This window comes from Streptomyces sp. NPDC047017 (assembly GCF_040644175.1).
Classification (GTDB): domain Bacteria; phylum Actinomycetota; class Actinomycetes; order Streptomycetales; family Streptomycetaceae; genus Streptomyces.
Genome location: NZ_JBEYVW010000008.1, coordinates 146,023 through 165,468 on the forward strand (window position 1 = coordinate 146,023; position 19,446 = coordinate 165,468).

At 70.5% G+C, this 19,446-nt stretch carries 17 protein-coding genes and 1 riboswitch; of the genes, 8 read left to right on the forward strand and 9 right to left on the reverse strand.

All coding sequences use genetic code 11. The annotated features are described in order from the left end of the window. Positions 1 to 32: 32 nt before the first annotated feature. Positions 33 to 302, forward strand: coding sequence for a hypothetical protein (locus ABZ858_RS15990; RefSeq protein WP_361377572.1), 270 nt, complete (start codon positions 33 to 35; stop codon positions 300 to 302). Here ABZ858_RS15990 and ABZ858_RS15995 read toward each other — a convergent pair. The 5 genes from ABZ858_RS15995 to ABZ858_RS16015 all read right to left on the reverse strand — a co-directional run bounded on the left by ABZ858_RS15995 (position 215) and on the right by ABZ858_RS16015 (position 6,857). After that, complete coding sequence (locus ABZ858_RS15995) at positions 215 to 1,222, reverse strand: ribonucleotide-diphosphate reductase subunit beta (protein WP_361377575.1); 1,008 nt, start codon at positions 1,220 to 1,222, stop codon at positions 215 to 217. The genes ABZ858_RS15990 and ABZ858_RS15995 overlap by 88 nt on opposite strands. Next, on the reverse strand, positions 1,222 to 3,579 hold the full coding sequence (locus ABZ858_RS16000) for a ribonucleoside-diphosphate reductase subunit alpha (protein ID WP_361377578.1): 2,358 nt from the start codon (positions 3,577 to 3,579) through the stop codon (positions 1,222 to 1,224). The genes ABZ858_RS15995 and ABZ858_RS16000 overlap by 1 nt, the downstream gene beginning before the upstream one ends. 143 nt (positions 3,580 to 3,722) lie before the next feature. Next, positions 3,723 to 3,813, reverse strand: a riboswitch (cobalamin riboswitch). 262 nt (positions 3,814 to 4,075) lie between these two features. Beyond that, a complete protein-coding gene (gene mctP, locus ABZ858_RS16005) occupies positions 4,076 to 5,686 on the reverse strand; it encodes a monocarboxylate uptake permease MctP (RefSeq protein WP_361377581.1) in 1,611 nt (536 codons plus the stop codon). Then, positions 5,683 to 5,961 carry a DUF3311 domain-containing protein gene (locus tag ABZ858_RS16010; protein WP_361377584.1) on the reverse strand — a complete coding sequence of 93 codons (279 nt, stop codon included), beginning with the start codon at positions 5,959 to 5,961 and terminating at the stop codon, positions 5,683 to 5,685. Before ABZ858_RS16010 ends, mctP begins: the two co-directional genes overlap by 4 nt. 131 nt (positions 5,962 to 6,092) lie before the next feature. Next, entirely contained in the window at positions 6,093 to 6,857 is a 765-nt protein-coding gene (locus tag ABZ858_RS16015) for a GntR family transcriptional regulator (protein WP_361377587.1), read from the reverse strand. 465 nt (positions 6,858 to 7,322) lie between these two features. Between ABZ858_RS16015 and ABZ858_RS16020 the strand changes: the two genes are divergently transcribed. The 4 genes from ABZ858_RS16020 to ABZ858_RS16035 all read left to right on the forward strand — a co-directional run bounded on the left by ABZ858_RS16020 (position 7,323) and on the right by ABZ858_RS16035 (position 12,144). Continuing rightward, complete coding sequence (locus ABZ858_RS16020) at positions 7,323 to 8,597, forward strand: extracellular solute-binding protein (protein WP_361377590.1); 1,275 nt, start codon at positions 7,323 to 7,325, stop codon at positions 8,595 to 8,597. Between the two features lie 179 nt (positions 8,598 to 8,776). Further along, positions 8,777 to 9,763 (forward strand): sugar ABC transporter permease, encoded by a 987-nt coding sequence (locus ABZ858_RS16025; protein ID WP_361377593.1) that lies wholly within the window; start codon positions 8,777 to 8,779, stop codon positions 9,761 to 9,763. After that, positions 9,760 to 10,617: a carbohydrate ABC transporter permease gene (locus tag ABZ858_RS16030; RefSeq protein ID WP_361377596.1), complete on the forward strand. Its 858-nt coding sequence runs from the start codon at positions 9,760 to 9,762 to the stop codon at positions 10,615 to 10,617. The genes ABZ858_RS16025 and ABZ858_RS16030 overlap by 4 nt, the downstream gene beginning before the upstream one ends. Positions 10,618 to 10,626: 9 nt before the next feature. Continuing rightward, a complete protein-coding gene (locus ABZ858_RS16035) occupies positions 10,627 to 12,144 on the forward strand; it encodes a glycoside hydrolase family 3 protein (protein ID WP_361377599.1) in 1,518 nt (505 codons plus the stop codon). 473 nt (positions 12,145 to 12,617) lie between these two features. Here ABZ858_RS16035 and nagB read toward each other — a convergent pair whose 3' ends face one another. After that, on the reverse strand, positions 12,618 to 13,403 hold the full coding sequence (gene nagB, locus ABZ858_RS16040) for a glucosamine-6-phosphate deaminase (RefSeq protein WP_361377602.1): 786 nt from the start codon (positions 13,401 to 13,403) through the stop codon (positions 12,618 to 12,620). A 108-nt stretch (positions 13,404 to 13,511) separates the two neighbouring features. Further along, positions 13,512 to 14,330, reverse strand: coding sequence for an SDR family oxidoreductase (locus ABZ858_RS16045; protein WP_361377605.1), 819 nt, complete (start codon positions 14,328 to 14,330; stop codon positions 13,512 to 13,514). Positions 14,331 to 14,423: 93 nt separating this feature from the next. On the opposite strand from ABZ858_RS16045, the gene ABZ858_RS16050 reads away from it, so the two are divergent. Beyond that, a complete protein-coding gene (locus tag ABZ858_RS16050) occupies positions 14,424 to 15,098 on the forward strand; it encodes a TetR/AcrR family transcriptional regulator (protein WP_361377608.1) in 675 nt (224 codons plus the stop codon). Positions 15,099 to 15,609: 511 nt separating this feature from the next. Further along, positions 15,610 to 17,076, forward strand: a complete 1,467-nt coding sequence (locus tag ABZ858_RS16055; RefSeq protein WP_361378020.1) for a PAS domain-containing sensor histidine kinase — start codon at positions 15,610 to 15,612, stop codon at positions 17,074 to 17,076. Positions 17,077 to 17,279: 203 nt separating this feature from the next. Here ABZ858_RS16055 and ABZ858_RS16060 read toward each other — a convergent pair whose 3' ends face one another. Next, a complete protein-coding gene (locus ABZ858_RS16060; protein WP_003992873.1) occupies positions 17,280 to 17,537 on the reverse strand; it encodes a WhiB family transcriptional regulator in 258 nt (85 codons plus the stop codon). A gap of 320 nt (positions 17,538 to 17,857) precedes the next feature. Further along, on the reverse strand, positions 17,858 to 18,826 hold the full coding sequence (locus tag ABZ858_RS16065) for a diacylglycerol kinase family protein (protein WP_361377611.1): 969 nt from the start codon (positions 18,824 to 18,826) through the stop codon (positions 17,858 to 17,860). Between the two features lie 161 nt (positions 18,827 to 18,987). Here ABZ858_RS16065 and ABZ858_RS16070 point away from each other — a divergent pair, with 161 nt between their 5' ends. Continuing rightward, a complete protein-coding gene (locus ABZ858_RS16070) occupies positions 18,988 to 19,446 on the forward strand; it encodes a hypothetical protein (RefSeq protein ID WP_361377614.1) in 459 nt (152 codons plus the stop codon).

Here is a 19,446-nt window from a genome sequence, read left to right on the forward strand (position 1 = left end):
GGTCAGGAGTGTCCGGCGCGACAGTGGTGTGCATGAACGCAGACCAGATTCAAGGACTGATCGGCATGCTGGCGACCTTCGGGCTCCTGGTCCTGATGGCGCTCCCCTCGGCGCTCGGCGTCGTGCGCGACCGGCGCATCGACCGCCAGATCGGCCGGGCGCGGCGGGAGCGCGCGGACCAGGAGACCCGTGAGGCCCTGGAACGCAAGGAGGCTCAGAAGTCCTCGTCCAGGTCGACGGTGCCCTCCACCGCCACCTGGTACGCCGACGGACGCCGCTCGAAGAAGTTGGTCAACTCCTGAACCCCCTGCAGCTCCATGAAGGAGAAGGGGTTCTCCGAGCCGTACACCGGAGCGAAACCGAGCCGGGTCAGCCGCTGATCGGCCACGCACTCCAGGTACTGGCGCATCGAGTCGGTGTTCATCCCCGGGAGGCCGTCACCGCACAGGTCGCGCGCGAACTGCAGCTCGGCCTCGACGGCCCCCCGCAGCATGTCCTTGACCTGCTGCTCCAGCTGGTCGTCGAAGAGGTCCGGCTCCTCCTTGCGGACGGTGTCCACCACGTCGAAGGCGAACGACATGTGCATCGTCTCGTCGCGGAACACCCAGTTGGTGCCGGTGGCCAGGCCGTGCAGCAGGCCGCGGCTGCGGAACCAGTAGACGTAGGCGAAGGCCCCGTAGAAGAACAGGCCCTCGATGCACGCGGCGAAGCAGATCAGGTTGAGCAGGAAGCGGCGGCGGTCGGCCTGCGACTCCAGCCGGTCGAGCTGCTCGACCGAGTCCATCCAGGTGAAGCAGAACTCGGCCTTCTCCCGGATGGAGGGGATGTTCTCCACGGCCGCGAAGGCCGCCGCGCGGTCCTCCGGGTCGGGCAGGTAGGTGTCGAGCAGCGTCAGATAGAACTGGACGTGCACGGCCTCCTCGAACAGCTGGCGGGACAGGTACAGCCGCGCCTCGGGGGAGTTGATGTGCTTGTAGAGCGTCAGCACCAGATTGTTCGCGACGATCGAGTCACCGGTGGCGAAGAAGGCCACCAGGCGGCCGATCAGGTGCTGCTCCTCGGGGCTGAGCTTGGCGAGGTCGGCGACGTCCGAGTGGAGGTCGACCTCCTCGACGTGCCAGGTGTTCTTGATCGCGTCCCGGTAGCGCTCGTAGAAGTCCGGGTAGCGCATGGGACGCAGCGTCAGCTCGAAGCCGGGGTCGAGCAGGTTCTTGGTCGTCATTACTGGCAGGCCTCGCAGGACTCGGGGTTTTCCAGGGAGCAGGCGACGGCCTCTTCGGGGGCCGGCTGCTGGGCGGGGACGGTGGCCCGTCCGGCGGCGCGGGCGATCCGGGTCGCCGGGCGCGAGCGCAGGTAGTACGTGGTCTTCAGGCCCTGCTTCCAGGCGTAGGAGTACATCGAGGAGAGCTTGCCGATGGTCGGTGTCTCCAGGAACAGGTTCAGCGACTGGGCCTGGTCCAGGAACGGGGTGCGGGCGGCGGCCATGTCGATCAGGCCGCGCTGCGGGATCTCCCACGCCGTGCGGTACAGCGCCCGCACCTCCTCGGGGATCCACGCGAAGCCCTGCACCGAGCCGTTGGCCTCGCGCAGCGCCTCCCGGGTGCGGGCGTCCCACACGCCGAGCGCCTTCAGCTCGCGCACCAGGTAGGAGTTGACCTGGAGGAACTCACCCGACAGCGTCTCGCGCTTGAACAGGTTGGAGACCTGCGGCTCGATGCACTCGTAGACGCCCGCGATGGAGGCGATGGTGGCGGTCGGCGCGATCGCCAGGAGCAGCGAGTTGCGCATGCCGACGGCGGCGATCCGCTCGCGCAGCGCGGCCCACCGCTCGGGCCAGGTGAGGGAGACGTCGTAGTGGTCGGGGTGCAGGACGCCCCGGGCGGCGCGGGTCTTCTCCCAGGCCGGCAGCGGCCCGTGGCGCTCGGCGAGGTCGGTGGAGGCCTCGTAGGCGGCGAGCATGACGCGCTCGGCGATCCGCGTGGACAGGGCCTTCGCCTCGGGGGAGTCGAAGGGCAGGCGCAGCTGGAAGAAGACGTCCTGCAGGCCCATCGCGCCCAGGCCCACCGGGCGCCAGCGGGCGTTGGAGCGGCCCGCCTGCTCGGTCGGGTAGAAGTTGATGTCGACCACGCGGTCCAGGAAGGTGACGGCCGTGCGGACCGTCTCGTCCAGCCGCTCCCAGTCGATGTCCCCGCCGGTCACGAACGCGCCGAGGTTGACCGAGCCCAGGTTGCAGACCGCGGTCTCGCCGTCGTCGGTGACCTCCAGGATCTCCGTGCAGAGGTTGGAGGAGTGGATGACGTGGCCCGGCTCGGCCGTCTGGTTGGCGGTGCGGTTGGCGGCGTCCTTGAAGGTCATCCAGCCGTTGCCGGTCTGCGCGAGGGTGCGCATCATCCGGCCGTACAGCTCGCGGGCGGGCAGGGTCTTCTTCGCCAGCCCGGCCGCCTCGGCCCGGCGGTAGGCGGCGTCGAACTCAGCGCCCCACAGGTCCACCAGCTCCGGTACGTCCGCCGGGGAGAACAGCGACCACGGGCCGTCGGTGTTCACCCGGCGCATGAACTCGTCCGGGATCCAGTGCGCCAGGTTGAGGTTGTGGGTGCGGCGCGCGTCCTCGCCGGTGTTGTCCCGCAGCTCCAGGAACTCCTCGATGTCCGAGTGCCAGGTCTCCAGGTACACGGCGGCCGCGCCCTTGCGCCGGCCGCCCTGGTTCACGGCGGCGACCGAGGCGTCCAGGGTCTTCAGGAACGGCACGATGCCGTTGGAGTGCCCGTTGGTGCCGCGGATCAGCGAACCGCGGGAGCGGACGCGGGAGTAGGCGATGCCGATGCCGCCGGCGTGCTTGGAGAGCCGGGCCACCTGGTGGTAGCGGTCGTAGATGCTGTCCAGCTCGTCCTTGGGGGAGTCGAGCAGGTAGCAGGAGGACATCTGGGGGTGGCGGGTGCCGGAGTTGAAGAGCGTGGGGGAGGAGGGGAGGTAGTCCAGGCGGCTCATCAGCCCGTAGAGCGCGGCGACCTCGTCGACGGCCCGGGCGCTGTCGTCCTCGGCCAGACCGCAGGCCACCCGCAGCATGAAGTCCTGGGGCGTCTCGATCACCTTGCGGGTGATCGGGTGCCGCAGCAGGTAGCGGCTGTGCAGGGTGCGCAGGCCGAAGTAGCCGAAGCGGTCGTCGGCGGCCGGGTCCACCAGCGCGTCGAGGCGGGCGGCGTGCAGCCGGACGAAGGCGTCGGTCCGGTCGGCGATCAGCCCCTCGCGGTGGCCCACGGCGACGGACTCGGTGAAGGCGGTGACGCCCTGCGAGGCGGCCTCGGCGCGGATGGTGAGGGTCAGCAGCCTGGCCGCCAGCCGGGAGTAGGCGGGGTCCTCGGAGATGAGCCCGGCGGCGGCCTCGGTGGCCAGCTCGCGCAGCTCCGCCTCGTCGGCGTGCGCCGAACGGCCGCGCAGCGCCGCGGCGGCGACCCGCCCGGGGTCGGCGTCGGGGAGGTCGGCGGTCAGCTCGGTCAGGGTCCGCAGCAGCGCGGCTCCCGGACCGTCGGTCTCCAGGCGGGCTTCGACTGAGACCGGAGCGGCTGGCGCGATGGTCACGTGTGGCTCTCCCTCGCTCGGCACGGGACCTCGCCGAGGGCGGACGGCGGCACGCGAGCGCACGCGGCGCCGCACCCACCGGCCCATTCCACGAGGCCCGGACGTCAGGCACCCGGACCGGACGGCCGGGCGCACTGTCGGCAGGTCCTCGGACTGACGCCCGTACACGACGAAATGGGTATACGTGTACGAGTACACCGTTGCGGGACAGTTCCGGATTCGCACCGGATTCCCCTGCGGCGACAGCGAGCATGAGCATACATCTTGTGCCGGGTGAGAAAGCCACCCCCATATCTAGTGTCGCGGCGACTGCAGAGCGTGTACGCGTGCCCACACGTGAGTGAGCGGCCGGACACCGGCGGGGCCTGTCCCGGGCACGGCGACGGGCCGCCGGGTGCTCCCGGCGGCCCGCTCCCGGGCGTACGGCCCGGCCCGCTCCCGCGCATACGGCCCGGCCCGCCCCCGCGCGTACGGCCCGGCCTGTGGCCGGGCAGCCCTAGTGCGAGCTGCCCGCCGTGGCCGGCGGCAGCTCCGCCGACACGCCCGGGTCGCCCGCGTCCGCCGTGTAGTCCTCCGGCCGGGTCTCGTCGACGCCGTCGGGGGCCTTGAGCGCCTTGAGGACGACGGTCAGGACCACGGCGACGAGCACGTTGAGCACGAACGCCGTCATGCCGATGTAGCCGACCTCGCCGATGCCCGGGATCTCCTTGGCCGAGCCGCCGAAGTGCTTCTGCGTCGGCGAGGCGACCCCGTAGGCCGCGACCGTGCCGTAGACCATGCCGACCGCCCAGCCGGCCAGCAGCGCCCAGCGGTGGAACCAGCGGGTGAACAGGCCGCCGACCAGTGCCGGGAAGGTCTGCAGGATCCAGATGCCGCCCAGCAGCTGGAAATTGATGGCGACCGTCTTGTCCATGGTCAGCACGAAGACCAGCGCGCCCACCTTCACCAGCAGCGACACCAGCTTGGAGACCCGGGTCTCCTCCTCGGCCGTGGCCTGGGGCCGGATGAAGTCCTTGTAGATGTTGCGGGTGAACAGATTCGCCGCCGCGATCGACATGATGGCCGCCGGCACCAGCGCGCCGATGCCGATGGCCGCGAAGGCGATGCCCGTGAACCAGTCCGGGAACATGTCCTCGAACAGCTGCGGGATGGCCAGCTGCCCGTTCTTCACCTTCACGCCCGCCGCGATCGCCATGAAGCCCAGCAGCGCCAGCAGGCCCAGCATCAGCGAGTACAGCGGCAGGATCGTGGTGTTGCGGCGGATCACCTCCCGGCTGCGCGAGGAGAGCGTCGCGGTGATCGAGTGCGGATACATGAACAGCGCGAGCGCGGAGCCCAGCGCCAGGGTGGCGTACGTCCACTGGCCGCCCGCGGCCGGCACCAGGCCGCCCGCCCCCGCCTTGCTGTACTTGGCGCCCGCCGCCGCGAAGATGTCGTCGAACCCGCCCAGCTTGATCGGGATGTAGATGATCGCGACCGCGATGACGAGATAGATGAGCGCGTCCTTCACGAACGCGATCAGTGCCGGGGCGCGCAGCCCCGACGAGTAGGTGTACGCCGCGAGCACGCCGAAGGCGATCAGCAGCGGCAGGTCCTTCACGAACCAGTTGGTGTTCTCGCCGCCGCCGACGCCCATCACGTCCAGCACCGCCTGGATGCCGACGAGCTGGAGCGCGATGTACGGCATGGTCGCGAGGATGCCGGTGAGCGCCACCGCCAGCGACAGCCCCTTGGAGCCGAACCGGCCGCGCACGAAGTCCGAGGTCGTCACGTACCCGTGCTTGTGCGAGACCGACCACAGGCGCGGCAGGAAGGTGAAGATCATCGGGTAGACGAGGATGGTGTACGGCACCGCGAAGAAGCCGGCCGCCCCGGTCGCGTAGATCGCGGCGGGCACGGCGACGAAGGTGTACGCCGTGTACAGGTCGCCGCCGAGCAGGAACCAGGTGATCCAGGTGCCGAACGACCGCCCGCCCAGGCCCCATTCGTCCAGCGAGTGCTCGTTCTCGGCCCGGCGCCAGCGGGCGGCGAGGAAACCCAAGACCGTGACGGCCAGGAAGAAGAAGATGAAGACGCCGAGTGCGACGCCGTTGACGCCGTCCTTCACTTGGCCGCACCGCCCTTCGGGGACGTGCGGGCGCCGCCGCGGCCGCGCTGGTCGTGCTGCCAGAGCCGGTACGCGATCATGGTCAGCGCCGTGGAGACGATCACCCACAGCATCTGGTACCAGTAGAAGAACGGGATGCCGATGAACACGGGATCGGTCTTCGCGTAGGAACCGACCCACAGCATCGCCACGAACGGTGCGACGAGACAGAGGGCGATGATCACCCGTACGGGTGTCACCAGCCCGCTGCCGCCTCCTGGCGCCTCATCCGACATGTCCGGCTCCGTCCCCTCGCTGAGCACCGTGATCGTTCGCTGATCACCTGTGTAATGCGCAGGCAATCTAGGTCACGGCGTGCGGCGGACGGAACCCCTCGTCCGTATGTCGGTTGGCAGGCGCGGCGCCTTCAGTCCATCGGCCGCTTCAGGCGCGCGACGAACTTGTAGCGGTCGCCGCGGTACACCGAGCGCACCCACTCCACCGGCCGGCCCGTGCGGTCCAGCGAGTGCCGGGAGAGCAGCAGCATCGGCAGGCCCACGTCGGTGCCGAGCAGGCCCGCCTCGCGCGGGGTGGCCAGCGAGGTCTCGATGGTCTCCTCGGCCTCGGCGAGATGGACGTCGTAGACCTCGGCCAGGGCGGTGTAGAGGGAGGTGTACTTCACCAGGCTGCGGCGCAGCGCCGGGAAGCGCTTGGCCGACAGATGGGTGGTCTCGATGGCCATCGGCTCGCCGTTGGCCATGCGCAGCCGCTCGATGCGCAGCACGCGGCCGCCGGCCGTGATGTCGAGCAGGTCGGCGAGCCGGTCGTCGGCGGTGATGTAACCGATGTCCAGCAGCTGCGAGGTCGGCTCCAGGCCCTGGGCACGCATGTCCTCGGTGTAGGAGGTGAGTTGCAGCGCCTGGGAGACCTTGGGCTTGGCGACGAAGGTGCCCTTGCCCTGGATGCGTTCCAGCCGGCCCTCGACCACCAGTTCCTGCAGCGCCTGGCGCACGGTGGTGCGCGAGGTGTCGAACTCGGCCGCGAGCGTGCGCTCGGGCGGCACCGGGGTGCCGGGTGCCTGGGTCCGGGTCATGTCGAGCAGATGCTTCTTCAGACGGTAGTACTTGGGCACGCGCGCGGTACGGACGGTCGCCCCACCCTCGTTCTCCGCACTGCTGACGTCGGTGCTCATGCTCCGCCTTCCCGGCTCCAGTGCCGAAGTGGCCGAATCCCCTCGGCCACGGCTCACATCGTGGCACGGCTTCATGTGCCGGGACGGCACCCCGCACGCTCCGTGATCTCCTCTGTATACCGCCGTGACCCCCGTTGGTCTAGTCCATAGCCCCGCCGTGGAACCTGTGGTCCACACGAACAGGCGTCCGGTGTGCGGGAGTCGGCCGCGAGTGGTCCAGTGGAGTGCGGGCGTCCGTTTGACCGCATGAGCAATGAAAGGTCCCTGCATATCGCGGTCCCATAACGGAGCACCTGAGCGGCTCTGCGCACCCTTGACAGCCCTATTGGTCTGGGCCAAGCTCCCGGTACTGGTCTACACCATTGGTCCAGGTCCCGGCCCCATGGGCGGTATGCGCTGACGCTTCCACTGTCACTCAACCGCGGGGAGGCAGGGGGGTTTGTGGCATCCCTTGAGGAGGGTGGCGTGAAGCGCAAGCTGGCAGCCGCGATCGGCATCGCGGGCATGATGGTCTCCGTCGCGGCGTGCGGTAGTGACAACAAGGGCGGGGGCTCGGACGACGCCAAGGAGCTGACCGTCTGGCTCACCGTCGACGCGCAGAACAACTGGCCGAACCTGGTCAAGGCGGCCGACGACGCGGTGATCCAGAAGCACCCGGGTCTCAAGGTCAAGCACGAGTACTACGGCTGGCCGGACAAGAACACCAAGCTCGACGCGGTCCTCGCCACCGACAAGGCCCCCGACGTGGTCGAGATGGGCAACACCGAGATGCTCGGCTACATGGTCAAGGGCGCCTTCGCCCCGCTGGACGCGTCGAAGTTCGACAACTCCTCGGCCTGGCTCGACGGTCTCAAGGCGTCGGTGACGTACGAGGGCAAGACCTACGGCGTCCCCTACTACGCGGGCGGCCGGGTCGCCAACTGGCGCAAGGACGTCTTCACCGCGGCCGGTGTGAAGGCGACGCCGAAGTCCTACCAGGAGCTGACCGCCGACCTGGACAAGGTGCAGGCCAAGGAGGGCGACAAGTTCAGCGCCTGGTACCAGCCCAGCCGTGACTGGTACGCGGCCATGTCCTACGTCTACGACGCCGGCGGCGCCATCGCCAAGGAGGACGGCGGCCAGTGGAAGGCCGCCCTGTCCTCGCCGGAGTCCCTCAAGGGCCTCAACGAGTACAAGACGGTCCTCGACAAGTACATGCACGGCGACAAGACCAAGGACGAGGCCGACCGGCCGATCGTCTACGGCCAGGGCAAGTCCGGCATGATCTTCGCCGCCGCCTGGGAGGGCGCGACCGCCGCCGACCCGAAGAACGACAAGGTCGGCAAGCTGGCCGACAAGATCGAGAGCTTCGTGATGCCCGGCCCGTCCGGCAAGAACATGCCGGTCTTCCTGGGCGGTTCGGACCTGGCCGTCCCGGTCAAGTCCAAGGCGCAGGGCCTGGCCGCCGAGTGGATCAACGCCTTCACCGGCTCCACCGGCCAGAAGGGTCTGATCGCCAAGGGCAACCTGCCCAACAACAAGACCGACCTCGCCACGCTGAAGAGCGACCCGAAGACCGCCGTCCCGGCCATCGCGGCCGAGTCCAGCTGGTTCGTCCCGATGGCGCCGGGCTGGGGCCAGGTCGAGAAGGCCCAGGTGCTGCAGACCATGCTGCAGAACATCGGCACCGGCAAGAAGTCGGTCGAGGACGCCGCCAAGGAGGCGGACGCCGCGATCGACAAGGTCATCAACACCAAGTGACCTGAGCGCAGGGCCCTGCCGACGGGCGGGGCCCTGCTTCTCGCACGGCCGTTCGGCGGGGCCCCGGCCCCGTGCGGCCGTGCACGGCCATGCCTTGCTTTGCCTTCGTACGACCTGAGTACGAGGTTGTGCCTTCGTACGACCTGAGTACGAGCTGAGGGACCGCTGAGGAGCGCGCGATGAGTGCCGCAGACACGACCACCCCTGCCAAGGTGCCGCCACCGCGGCAGGCGCCGCCACCGGCCGCTCCGCGAGCGTCACGCAGACCACGCACCTCGGGCGGCGCGGCCACCCCCTGGCTGCTGCTGGCGCCCTGTCTGCTGATCCTGGCCGTGGTGATGGCCTACCCGCTGGTGCGGCTGGTCACCCTGTCCTTCCAGAAGTTCGGCCAGCCGCAGCTGTGGGGCTTCCAGCCGGCCGACTGGGTCGGCTTCGACAACTTCGCCGAGGTGCTCGGCGACAGTGACTTCTGGGCCGTCGTGCTGCGCACGGTGATCTTCGCCGTCGGCTGCGTCGTGTTCACCATGGTGATCGGCATGGCGCTGGCCCTGCTCCAGCAACGGGTCTCCGGCTGGGTGAAGACCCTCATCAACATCGTCCTGGTGGCCAGCTGGGGCATGCCCGTCATCGTGGCCACCACCGTCTTCAAGTGGCTCTTCGACTCCGACTACGGCATCCTCAACGCGCTGCTCAGCAAGTTGCCCGGGGTCGAGATGATCGGCCACAACTGGTTCGCCAGCGGCACCCAGGGCCTCGCGGTGATCATGCTCCTGGTGGTGTGGGGCGCCGTGCCCTTCGTCGTCATCACGCTCAGCGCCGGCCTGACCCAGGTGCCCAAGGAACTGGAGGAGGCCGCGCGCCTGGACGGCGCCGGCTCCTGGGGCGTCTTCCGCCATGTCACCCTGCCGATCCTCAAGCCGGTCATCGTGATGCTCACGACCCTGTCGGTGATCTGGGACATGGGCGTCTTCCCGCAGGTGCTCGTCATGCGCGGCGGCCACCCCGAAGAGGAGTTCCAGCTCCTCACCACCTACTCCTACGAGCGCGCCTTCCAGGTCAACGACTACGCGCAGGGCTCGGCGATCGCCCTGATCACCGTGGTGCTGCTGCTCGGCGTGGTCGCCGTCTACATGCGTCAGATGCTGAAGATCGGAGAAGTCGAATGAGCGGCTCGATCACCACCGCCCCCGCGGCGGGCCGCCGCCGGACCTCGAAGCTCGGCTGGAACCTGATCGGCCTGCTGGTCTTCGTCGTGCTGGGCTTCCCCCTCTACTGGATGCTCAACACGGCGTTCAAGCCCGCCAAGGACGCCATCGACCCGGACCCGAGCCTGCTGCCGACCGGCGCCACCCTGGACAACTTCCGGCGGGCGCTGGACATCGCGGACTTCTGGGGCCCGGTCGGGCGCAGCCTGATCGTGTCGCTGACCGTCGTGGTGGTCGGCATGATCGTCGGCACCCTGGCCGCGCTCGCCATCTCCCGCTTCGCCTTCCGGGGCCGCAAGATAGTGATCGTGGGCATCCTGGCGGTGCAGATGGTGCCGCTGGTCGCCATGATCATCCCGATCTTCCTGCTGCTGAACGACCTCGGCCAGTACGACAAGCTCACCGGCCTGATCATCACCTACCTGACCTTCGTGCTCCCCTTCACGGTGTGGACGCTGCGCGGCTTCATCGCCAACATCCCCAAGGAGCTGGAGGAGGCGGCCATGGTCGACGGCTGCTCCCGCACCGGCGCGTTCATCCGGGTGGTCTTCCCGCTGCTCGCCCCCGGCATGGTCGCGACCTCCGTCTACGGCTTCATCCAGGCGTGGAACGAGTACATCTACGCCCTGATGCTGATGAGCCAGGAGCACGAGACCGCCACCGTCTGGCTCGGCAACTTCACCACCAAGCACGGCACCGAGTACGCCCCGATGATGGCCGGCGCCACCATGATGGCCGTGCCGATCGTCGTTCTGTTCCTCCTCGTCCAGCGCAAGATGGCCGCGGGCCTGACCGCGGGCGCCGTGAAGGGATAACGCCACCCGATGACGACATTCGCCAGCGGTACCGACACGCTCACGCGGGACGCGCTGACCGTCCTCCAGCCCGGATTCACCGGCACCACCGCCCCCGACTGGCTGCTGCGGCGCCTGGGCGAGGGACTGGCCTCCGTCGGCCTGTTCGGCCGCAACATCGCCTCGCCCGAGCAACTGGCCGCCCTGACCGCCCAGCTGCGCGCGGAACGCGAGGACGTCCTGGTCGCCATCGACGAGGAGGGCGGCGACGTCACCCGCCTGGAGGTGCGCACCGGCTCCAGCTTCCCCGGCAACCACGCGCTGGGCGCGGTGGACGACACGGCACTGACCGAGGACGTCGCCCGCGAGCTGGGCCGGCGCCTCGCCGCCTGCGGGGTGAACTTCAACTGGGCCCCCTCCGCCGACGTCAACTCCAACCCGGACAACCCCGTCATCGGCGTCCGCTCCTTCGGCGCCGCCACCGATCTGGTCGCCCGGCACACCGCCGCCTACGTCACCGGCCTGCAGTCCGCGGGTGTCGCCGCCTGCACCAAGCACTTCCCCGGACACGGCGACACCGCGGTCGACTCGCACCACGCGCTGCCCCGCATCGACGTGGACACCGACGTCCTGGAGGGCCGCGAACTGGCTCCCTTCCGCGCGGCGATCGCGGCGGGCAGCAAGGCCGTGATGAGCGCCCACATCCTCGTCCCGGCCCTGGACGCGGACCTCCCGGCAACGTTGTCCCGCCGGGTGCTGACCGAACTGCTGCGCGGCGAACTGGGCTACCAGGGCCTGATCGTCACCGACGGCATGGAGATGCGGGCCATCGCCGACACCTACGGCATCGAACGCGGCAGCGTCCTCGCCATCGCCGCCGGTGCCGACGCGATCTGCGTGGGCGGCGGACTCGCCGACGACGAGACCGTGCGCGGGCTGCGCGACGCCCTGGTCGCCGCCGTCCGCTCCGGCGAACTCCCCGAGGAACGGCTGGCCGACGCCGCCGCACGCGTCCGCGCCCTCACCCGCTGGACCACGACCGCCGCCCCGGCCGCGGACGGCGCCGATCCCGAGGTCGGGCTGCGGGCGGCCCGCCGCGCGCTGCGGGCCACCGTCGCGGACACCTTCACCCCCCTCACCGAACCGCCCTACGTCGCCGCCCTCACCCCGGTGGCCAACATCGCCGTCGGCGACGAGACCCCCTGGGGCGTGGCCGCCGAACTGCTGCGCCTGCTGCCCGGCACCCAGACCGGCAGCTTCACCGGCGAGGACGCCGGACCCGCGGTCCTGCGCGCGGCCGGCGACCGGCGCGTGGTGGCCGTCGTCCGCGACGAGCACCGCCACCCCTGGATGGCGTCCGCCCTCGACACCCTCCTCGCGGCCCGCCCCGACACCATCGTCGTCGAGATGGGCGTCCCCCAGGCGCCCCCACGAGGCGCCCTCCACCTCGCCACCCACGGCGCGGCCCGCGTCTGCGGCCGCGCGGCGGCGGAATCCATCGCGGGCGCGTGCCCCGTCGAACCGGCTTCGCCGGGCCCGACCCACTGATCCGGGCCCACTGATCCGGGCCCACCAATCCAGGGTCCACTGATCCGGGTCCACCGACCCCGTGGTCAGTGGACCCGGGCCGACTGATGCGGGCTCACTGGCCCGGGGCCACTGCCACCGGCTCACCGCTACTGGTCCGCCGCTACCGATCCACCGGTCTCGGGCCGCCGCCGATCGCGGAGCACCGATCCCGGCCCACCGCACCGCGAGCCCGGCCCCGGAGCGGTGGGCCCCGCCGCGCGGGCGGGAACTGGGCGGCACCGGGGAGGCCGGGGGCCACCGGGCGGCACGGCGGCACGGCGGTAGCCACCGGACGAACCGGCGGCATCCCCCCGACGCCCCAGGGCCACCCACCGGACAACCCGGTGCCGCCCACCGGACGGCGCATGCGACCCACCGGAACGCCAAAGGTGCCGGTCACCCCCTCCCCGGGGTGGCCGGCACCTTTGGTGTGCGTGCGCGTGTTTCCCGGGCTAGATGCCCTGCCACTCCGGCTTGTGGGTGTAGGTGTGGCGGAAGTAGTCGGCGAGCTTGAGCTTGGCGGCGGCGGCCTCGTCGACGACCACCGTGGCGTGCGGGTGGAGCTGCAGGGCCGAGGCCGGGCAGACCGCGGCGACCGGTCCCTCGACGGTCGCGGCGACCGCGTCCGCCTTGCCCTCGCCCGTGGCCAGCAGCACCAGGTGCCGTGCCTCCAGGATCGTCCCGATGCCCTGGGTGATGACGTGATGCGGCACCTGATCGACGTCACCGTCGAAGAAGCGCGCGTTGTCCACGCGGGTCTGCTCGGTCAACGTCTTGATCCGCGTCCGCGAGGCCAGCGAGGAACACGGCTCGTTGAACCCGATGTGCCCGTCCGTCCCGATGCCGAGCAGTTGCAGGTCCACGCCGCCGGACCCGGTCAGCGTCCTGTCGTACGCCGCGCAGGCCGCCTGCACGTCCTCGGCGGTGCCGTCGGGCCCGAGGAACGCCTCCATGCCGATCCCGAGCGGCTCCAGCACCTCGCGCCGCAGCACGGAGCGGTAGGACTCCGGGTGGTCGGCGGGCAGCCCCACGTACTCGTCGAGCTGGGCGATCCGTGCCCGCGCGGTGTCCACGGCACCGGAACGCACCTTGGCCGCCAGCGCCTCGTAGACAGGCAGCGGAGTCGAACCCGTGGCCACGCCGAGCAGCGCGTCGGGCTTGCGCCGCAGCAGCTGGGCCATGGCCTCGGCGATGAGTTCGCCGCCGGCCGCGGCATCCGGAACGATGACAACTTCCACGCTGGGCCTGCCGATCTGAGGAGAGCCGAGAAGAGGACCGGACCCGGTAAGGAGGGGTCATGTGGTTTAGACCAATCTAGCAGAATCGGTCTCTCTCGACGTGCCCCGTCAGGTCAGTGAACCTCCCGTCGCGTCCATCCAGCTCCCCGTCACCCACCGTCCCGCGTCCGAGGCCAGGAACGCCACCACGTCCGCCACATCGGCCGGCTCCCCGACCCGGCCGAGCGCCGATATCGCCGCCGCGTTCTCCCAGCCGCCGGGCGTCCCGTGCAGCATCTCGGCGTTGGAGTCCGTGTCGATGATGCCCGGCGCGACCGAGTTGACCGTGATGCCGCGGGGGCCCAGCACCTTCGACAGATCCCGGGTGAAGACGTCCAGCGCGCCCTTGGTCATGGCGTACGCCATCGCGTGAGGCATGACGGCGGTGCGGGCGAGGCCGGAGGAGATGTTGATGACCCGGCCGCCGTCGCGCAGCCGGTCCAGGCCGTGCCGGACGAGGAAGAACGGCGCCTTCACGTTCACCGCGAAGACCCGCTCGAACTCCTCCTCGCCGATCTGGTCGAGGGGCGAGGACATGCCGATGCCGGCGTTGTTCACCAGGATGTCCAGGCCGTCCGCGTGCTCGTCGAACCGCGTCCACAGCTCCTCGACGCCGCCGCCGCGGCCCAGCTCCGCGCCGACCGTGAACGCCGAGCCGCCCGCCGCCTCGATCGCGGCGACCGTCTCCTTCGCCGCCGCCTCGTTGCTGGCGTAGTGCACGGCGACCCGCGCCCCGTCCCGGCCCAGCCGCTCGGCGATGCCCCGACCGATCCCCCTGCTCGCCCCGGTGACCAGCGCGGTCCTGCCCGCGAGCGGACCCGCGCCGCCGCTCGCCGCCCCCACACTCGTCGCCCCGGTGCCCGTCGTCCCGGTCCTGTCCGTGCTCATAACGATCCCCTCCGCCATTCCATAGCGAGCGCTACAGAAAGACCGTACAGCACGCGGCTGTCATTTCTCTAGTGCTCGCTATAAAATCAACCCATGGAGGTCGAGCAGGAAACGAAGAAGCAGGCGAAGACGCAGGTCGGCGCCGGTGTCACGAGAGACGCGAGCGGTGCGCCGGCGTCCGGGCGCCGCGGCCGCCCCCGTTCCTTCGACCGGGCGACCGCGCTGGAGAAGGCCGTCCTGGCCTTCTGGGAACACGGGTACGAGGCGACGTCCGTCTCCGACCTCACCCGTGCCATGGGTATCGGCGCGCCGAGTCTGTACGCGGCCTTCGGCGACAAGCAGGCGCTCTTCGCCGAGGTCGTGCGCGACTACGGCGAGCGGTACGGGGCCTTCGGTGCCCGTGCGCTGGCCGAGGAGCCCACCGCCCGGGCCGCCGTCGCCCGGACCCTGCGCGAGGCGGCGTACGAGTACACGGCTCCGGGCCGCCCGCCCGGCTGCCTGGTCGTCCACGCGGCGACGAACTGCACCACGCCGGAGGTGGGGGAGTCGCTGCGGGAGCGGCGCAACGCCTCCATCGCCGCGTTCGAGCGCCGCATGGACGCGGCCGTCGCCGCCGGCGAGCTGCCCGCCGGCACCGACACCCGCGCGCTCGCCCGGTACGTCGGCGCCATGATCCAGGGCATGTCCCAGCAGGCCCGGGACGGTGCGAGCCGCGCGGAGCTGGAGGCGCTCGCGGAAATTGCCATGGCCAACTGGCCCCGTGGCTGAGCCGGGCGGGCTAGGCTGCAGCGTGGCGAACGCCGGGGCCCTCGACCGGCGGGCCCTCCGGCTCGGCTGGTGCGGCCGTTCTCCGTGAACAATGCACAACAACCTCGTCCCGCTCATGGACAGGCACAAATGGTCTAGTCCACAATCGAGGGAACGACTCGCACCACGGAACGACGGAACGTACGCGACACCGTCCGTGCCCCCTGGGTGAACGCACAAGCCTCCGCCCTCCCCGCACAGGAGGACGGACCGAGGAACCGGTGCTCTCTGCCCTGACTGCCCCGGCTCCTCATCCTTCGGCCGACCGGGACCGCACACCCCACGGCCGATATTGCTCCGGGCTGCGGTGCCGGGAGGGTTGAGGGTCCCTCTCAGGCGCCGCGGCCCGCGGGTGTCTCCGGGGCCCCGCAGCCCCGTACGCCGACGGGTGTTCCAGGCCCTCCGCAGCCGTACGCCGCCCGGTATTTCAGAACCGTACAAACGCCCGGGTACGCTCGCAGACGTGCCCTCCATGAACGAACTCGTACGCCAGCACACCGCCCTCGACGACTCCGATCTCGAATGGCTCCACCTGCTGGTCTCGGAGTGGCAACTGCTCTCCGACCTCTCCTTCGCCGATCTGGTCCTGTGGGTTCCGACGCTGGACGGCACCCGGTACGTGTCCGTCGCCCAGATGCGGCCCAACACCGGCCCGACCTCCTACCAGGACGACATGGTCGGCCACCTCGTCCCGCGCGGCCGCCGGCCGATGCTCGACGCGGCGCTGGACGAGGGCCGGATCGTCCGCGAGGGCGACCCGGAGTGGCGCGAGGAGGTCCCGGTCCGCGTCGAGTCGATCCCGGTCCGGCGCGAGGGACGCGTCCTCGGTGTCATCGCGCGCAACACCAACCTGCTCACCGTGCGCACCCCGAGCCGGCTGGAGCTGACGTATCTGCAGAGCGCCTCCGACCTGGCGCAGATGATCGCGGCCGGTTCCTTCCCGTTCCCGGACCAGCAGGTCGACATGGACGCCTCGCCGCGCGTCGGCGACGGGCTGATCCGGCTGGACGCGGACGGCTTGGTCCAGTACGCCTCCCCGAACGCGCTCTCCGCCTACCACCGCCTCGGCCTCGCCGCCGATCTGGTCGGCCACCACCTCGGTGAGGCGACGGCCGAACTCGCCCCGTCCCGGGCCCCGGTGGACGAGGCGCTGGTGAAGCTGGCCAGCGGCTGGGCGCCCCGCGAGTTCGAGATCGAGGCCCATGACGGGGTGATCCAGTTCCGGGCCATCCCGCTCAAGCCCAAGGGCACCCGCATCGGTTCGCTGGTCCTGCTCCGGGACGTGACCGAACTGCGCCGCCGCGAACGTGAGTTGATCACCAAGGACGCGACGATCCGGGAGATCCACCACCGGGTCAAGAACAACCTCCAGACGGTGGCGGCCCTGCTGCGGCTCCAGGCCCGGCGCATCGACTCCGAGCGCGGCCGGGAGGCCCTGGAGGAGGCGGTGCGCCGGGTCGGGTCGATCGCGATCGTGCATGAGACGCTGTCTCAGAACCTGGACGAGCGGGTGGAGTTCGACGAGATCGCCGACCGGGTGCTGGCGATGGTCGCCGAGATCTCGCCGGGCAAGGTGACCGGTCGGCGCAGTGGCCGGTTCGGCATCCTGGACGCCGAGGTGGCCACCCCGCTGTCGATGGTCCTGACCGAGATCCTGCAGAACGCCCTGGAGCACGGCTTCCGCGAGGGCGACACCGGCACGGTCGAGGTCTCGGCGGTGCGCGGCGGCACCACGCGCGAGGGGCGGTTGCTCGTGACCGTCCAGGACGACGGCGTGGGCCTGCCCGAGGGCTTCGACGCGAGCCGCTCCGGCAACCTCGGCCTGCAGATCGTACGCACCCTGGTCGAGGGGGAGTTGGGCGGCGCCTTCGACATGGTGCCCGCTCCGGGGGGCGGCACGCGCGTGATCCTCGACATCCCGGTGCAGGTGCACAAGTAGCGGCCGGCGCGGGCGGACAGCAAAGAGCCCCGGACCTCGAAAGGTCCGGGGCCAGTCGCTCGTGCTGCCCATCGGGATGGGGTACCCCTTGCTCGAAGAGCCTGGGGGAGCATCGGGGGTACTGCGCGCTGCGGCTCGGGGGCGGGAGATGCGTGCTCGCTGCACGCGCCGCCAAGCTCAGGCTGTCAGCGGGGTGGCTGTGGTCAGGCGGAGGCCTGACGAGCCCGGTTGCGGGCGGCGCGGCGCTTCATCGCACGGCGCTCGTCCTCGCTGAGACCACCCCAGACGCCGGAGTCCTGGCCGGACTCAAGCGCCCACTGCAGGCACTGCTCGATAACCGGGCAGCGACGGCAGACGGCCTTGGCTTCCTCGATCTGCAGCAGCGCAGGACCGGTGTTGCCGATGGGGAAGAAGAGCTCGGGGTCTTCCTCGCGGCAAACGGCGTTGTGACGCCAGTCCATGGCTGCTACCTCTCCTTGGTATTACGTGCAAGTTGCTTGTGAATGTGAACGCTTTCACGAATCCCTCAACAAGTGAAGGGCCGACCGTCAGGTTTCCCTGGCGTGGTCCTGTGGATTGAAGAGGGGTTCCGGTGATCTCTGGGGCCCTGTGTGGTGGGCCGCCCCGATCGCCATGTAGAGACTCGCAAACCTCAGCGGCGGATACAACCCCTTCCGGAAAGTTTTTTTGGATTCCTCGGTGTCGACTAGGTCACAGCCGTACTTCCATGGGGTGGACCCTGGTCTAAACGTTCGAGTGAAAGGACTTTGGCCTCTTCCACTCACACAATCACACGCAGTGCACGGCGTACGCCTGTGAACGTCACGCTCGTTCGCAGCCCCAGATGGTCACCGTCCATCTGGAGGGGGAGCGGCACCTTCGAATGCAAGGCGAAGTGGCTCAGGTCGTGCAGGGAGAGGGCGTGCCGGCCCCGCGGTCCGCGCTCCGGGGACGAAGTGAGCAACTGGGTGCCATACCGGGCAACCGCGGCCGTGGACAGCCGGCTGAGGGCGAGCACATCGAGCCCCGTGTCGAACGACGCGTCAGGGGACGTGTACATCGGGCGATTGCCCAGATACGTCCACGGCGAGGTGTTCGACACTATGGCCACGACCAGATCGGCGGCCGGGTCCTCGCCGGGCCGCTCCAGGGTGATGGCGCCGTGCCGGCGGTTGGGCTCGCCGAGGAACTGGCGCATCACCTGGCGTACGTACAGGGCGTGCGTGGACTTCTTCCCGCGCTCGCGCTGCTGCTCCACGCGTCCCACCACGCCCGCGTCGAAGCCGAGCCCGGCGTTGAAGGTGAACCAGCGTTCGGGGACCGCCGCGTCGTCGGTGCCCGGTGTCCCGGAGGCCAGGCCCAGGCCGACCGTGCGCTCGCTTCCCTCCCGCAGCGCGTCCAGGATCGCGCCGGTGGCCTCCACGGCGTCGTTGGGCAGGCCCAGGGCGCGCGCGAAGACGTTGGTGGAGCCGCCGGGCACCACCGCGAGCCGGGGCAGCCGCTCGGGATCGGGGCCCCGGTGCAGCAGGCCGTTCACGACCTCGTTGACGGTGCCGTCGCCGCCGAGGGCCACCACCAGATCGATGTCCTCGCTGTCCGCCGCCTGCCGGCCCAGGTCGCGGGCGTGGCCGCGGTACTCGGTGGTGACCGCGTCCAGTTTCATCTCGCTGGCGAGCGCGTGGATCAGGACATCGCGCGTACGTGCGCTTGTGGTGGTTGCCGCCGGATTGACCACGAGAAGTGCACGCATGGGTTGCAGGGTACCTACTGGGCAGTACTCGGCCCAGGCCGAGGTAGGGATCGGGTAAGAGGCACGGGGGTGAGCCTGGACACGTGTGCGGGGCGCCCGGCCGTGCCGCGCCGGGCCGCCGGGCCGTGGTGCGGCCGGTCGTGCGGGCTACCCTTCATGGGGTGAGCAGCGAGCAGACCCCCACTCCCGAGACCACGGACGCCGCCGGACCGCGCCCGCCACGGCTGACCTCCGCGGCGGCGCTGTGCGGGCTGGAGGGGCTCGCGCTGCTGGCCGGCGGCGCCTGGATGCTCGTCCTCGGCCTCACCGGCGACGCGGGTGACCGGCAGCAGGCCGTCACCGGCGGTGTCACCGTCCTCGTGCTGGCGCTGCTGCCGCTGCTCGCCGCGCGCGGGCTGCTGCTGCGGCGCGGCTGGAGCCGGGGGCCGGCCGTCATCACCCAGATCATGGCGCTGCCGGTCGCCTACAGCCTGCTCCAATCCGGCAGCGTGGCCGTCCCGGCGGGCATCGCGCTCGCCCTGGTCGCGGTGGTGTCCCTGGTCCTGCTCGTGCACCCGGCGACGACCCTGGCACTCGGCATCAAGGGCCCGGGCCGCGCCCGGGAGACCGAGCAGCGATAA

Coding starts and splice junctions, on each gene's coding strand:
- ABZ858_RS16050 (WP_361377608.1), top strand. CDS start 14,424: ATGGAGGTCGAGCAGGAAACGAAGAAGCAGGCGAAGACGCAGGTCGGC.
- ABZ858_RS16030 (WP_361377596.1), top strand. CDS start 9,760: ATGAGCGGCTCGATCACCACCGCCCCCGCGGCGGGCCGCCGCCGGACC.
- ABZ858_RS15990 (WP_361377572.1), top strand. CDS start 33: ATGAACGCAGACCAGATTCAAGGACTGATCGGCATGCTGGCGACCTTC.
- ABZ858_RS16055 (WP_361378020.1), top strand. CDS start 15,610: ATGAACGAACTCGTACGCCAGCACACCGCCCTCGACGACTCCGATCTC.
- ABZ858_RS16065 (WP_361377611.1), bottom strand. CDS start 18,826: ATGCGTGCACTTCTCGTGGTCAATCCGGCGGCAACCACCACAAGCGCA.
- ABZ858_RS15995 (WP_361377575.1), bottom strand. CDS start 1,222: ATGACGACCAAGAACCTGCTCGACCCCGGCTTCGAGCTGACGCTGCGT.
- ABZ858_RS16015 (WP_361377587.1), bottom strand. CDS start 6,857: ATGAGCACCGACGTCAGCAGTGCGGAGAACGAGGGTGGGGCGACCGTC.
- ABZ858_RS16025 (WP_361377593.1), top strand. CDS start 8,777: ATGAGTGCCGCAGACACGACCACCCCTGCCAAGGTGCCGCCACCGCGG.
- ABZ858_RS16035 (WP_361377599.1), top strand. CDS start 10,627: ATGACGACATTCGCCAGCGGTACCGACACGCTCACGCGGGACGCGCTG.
- ABZ858_RS16010 (WP_361377584.1), bottom strand. CDS start 5,961: ATGTCGGATGAGGCGCCAGGAGGCGGCAGCGGGCTGGTGACACCCGTA.
- ABZ858_RS16060 (WP_003992873.1), bottom strand. CDS start 17,537: ATGGACTGGCGTCACAACGCCGTTTGCCGCGAGGAAGACCCCGAGCTC.
- ABZ858_RS16045 (WP_361377605.1), bottom strand. CDS start 14,330: ATGAGCACGGACAGGACCGGGACGACGGGCACCGGGGCGACGAGTGTG.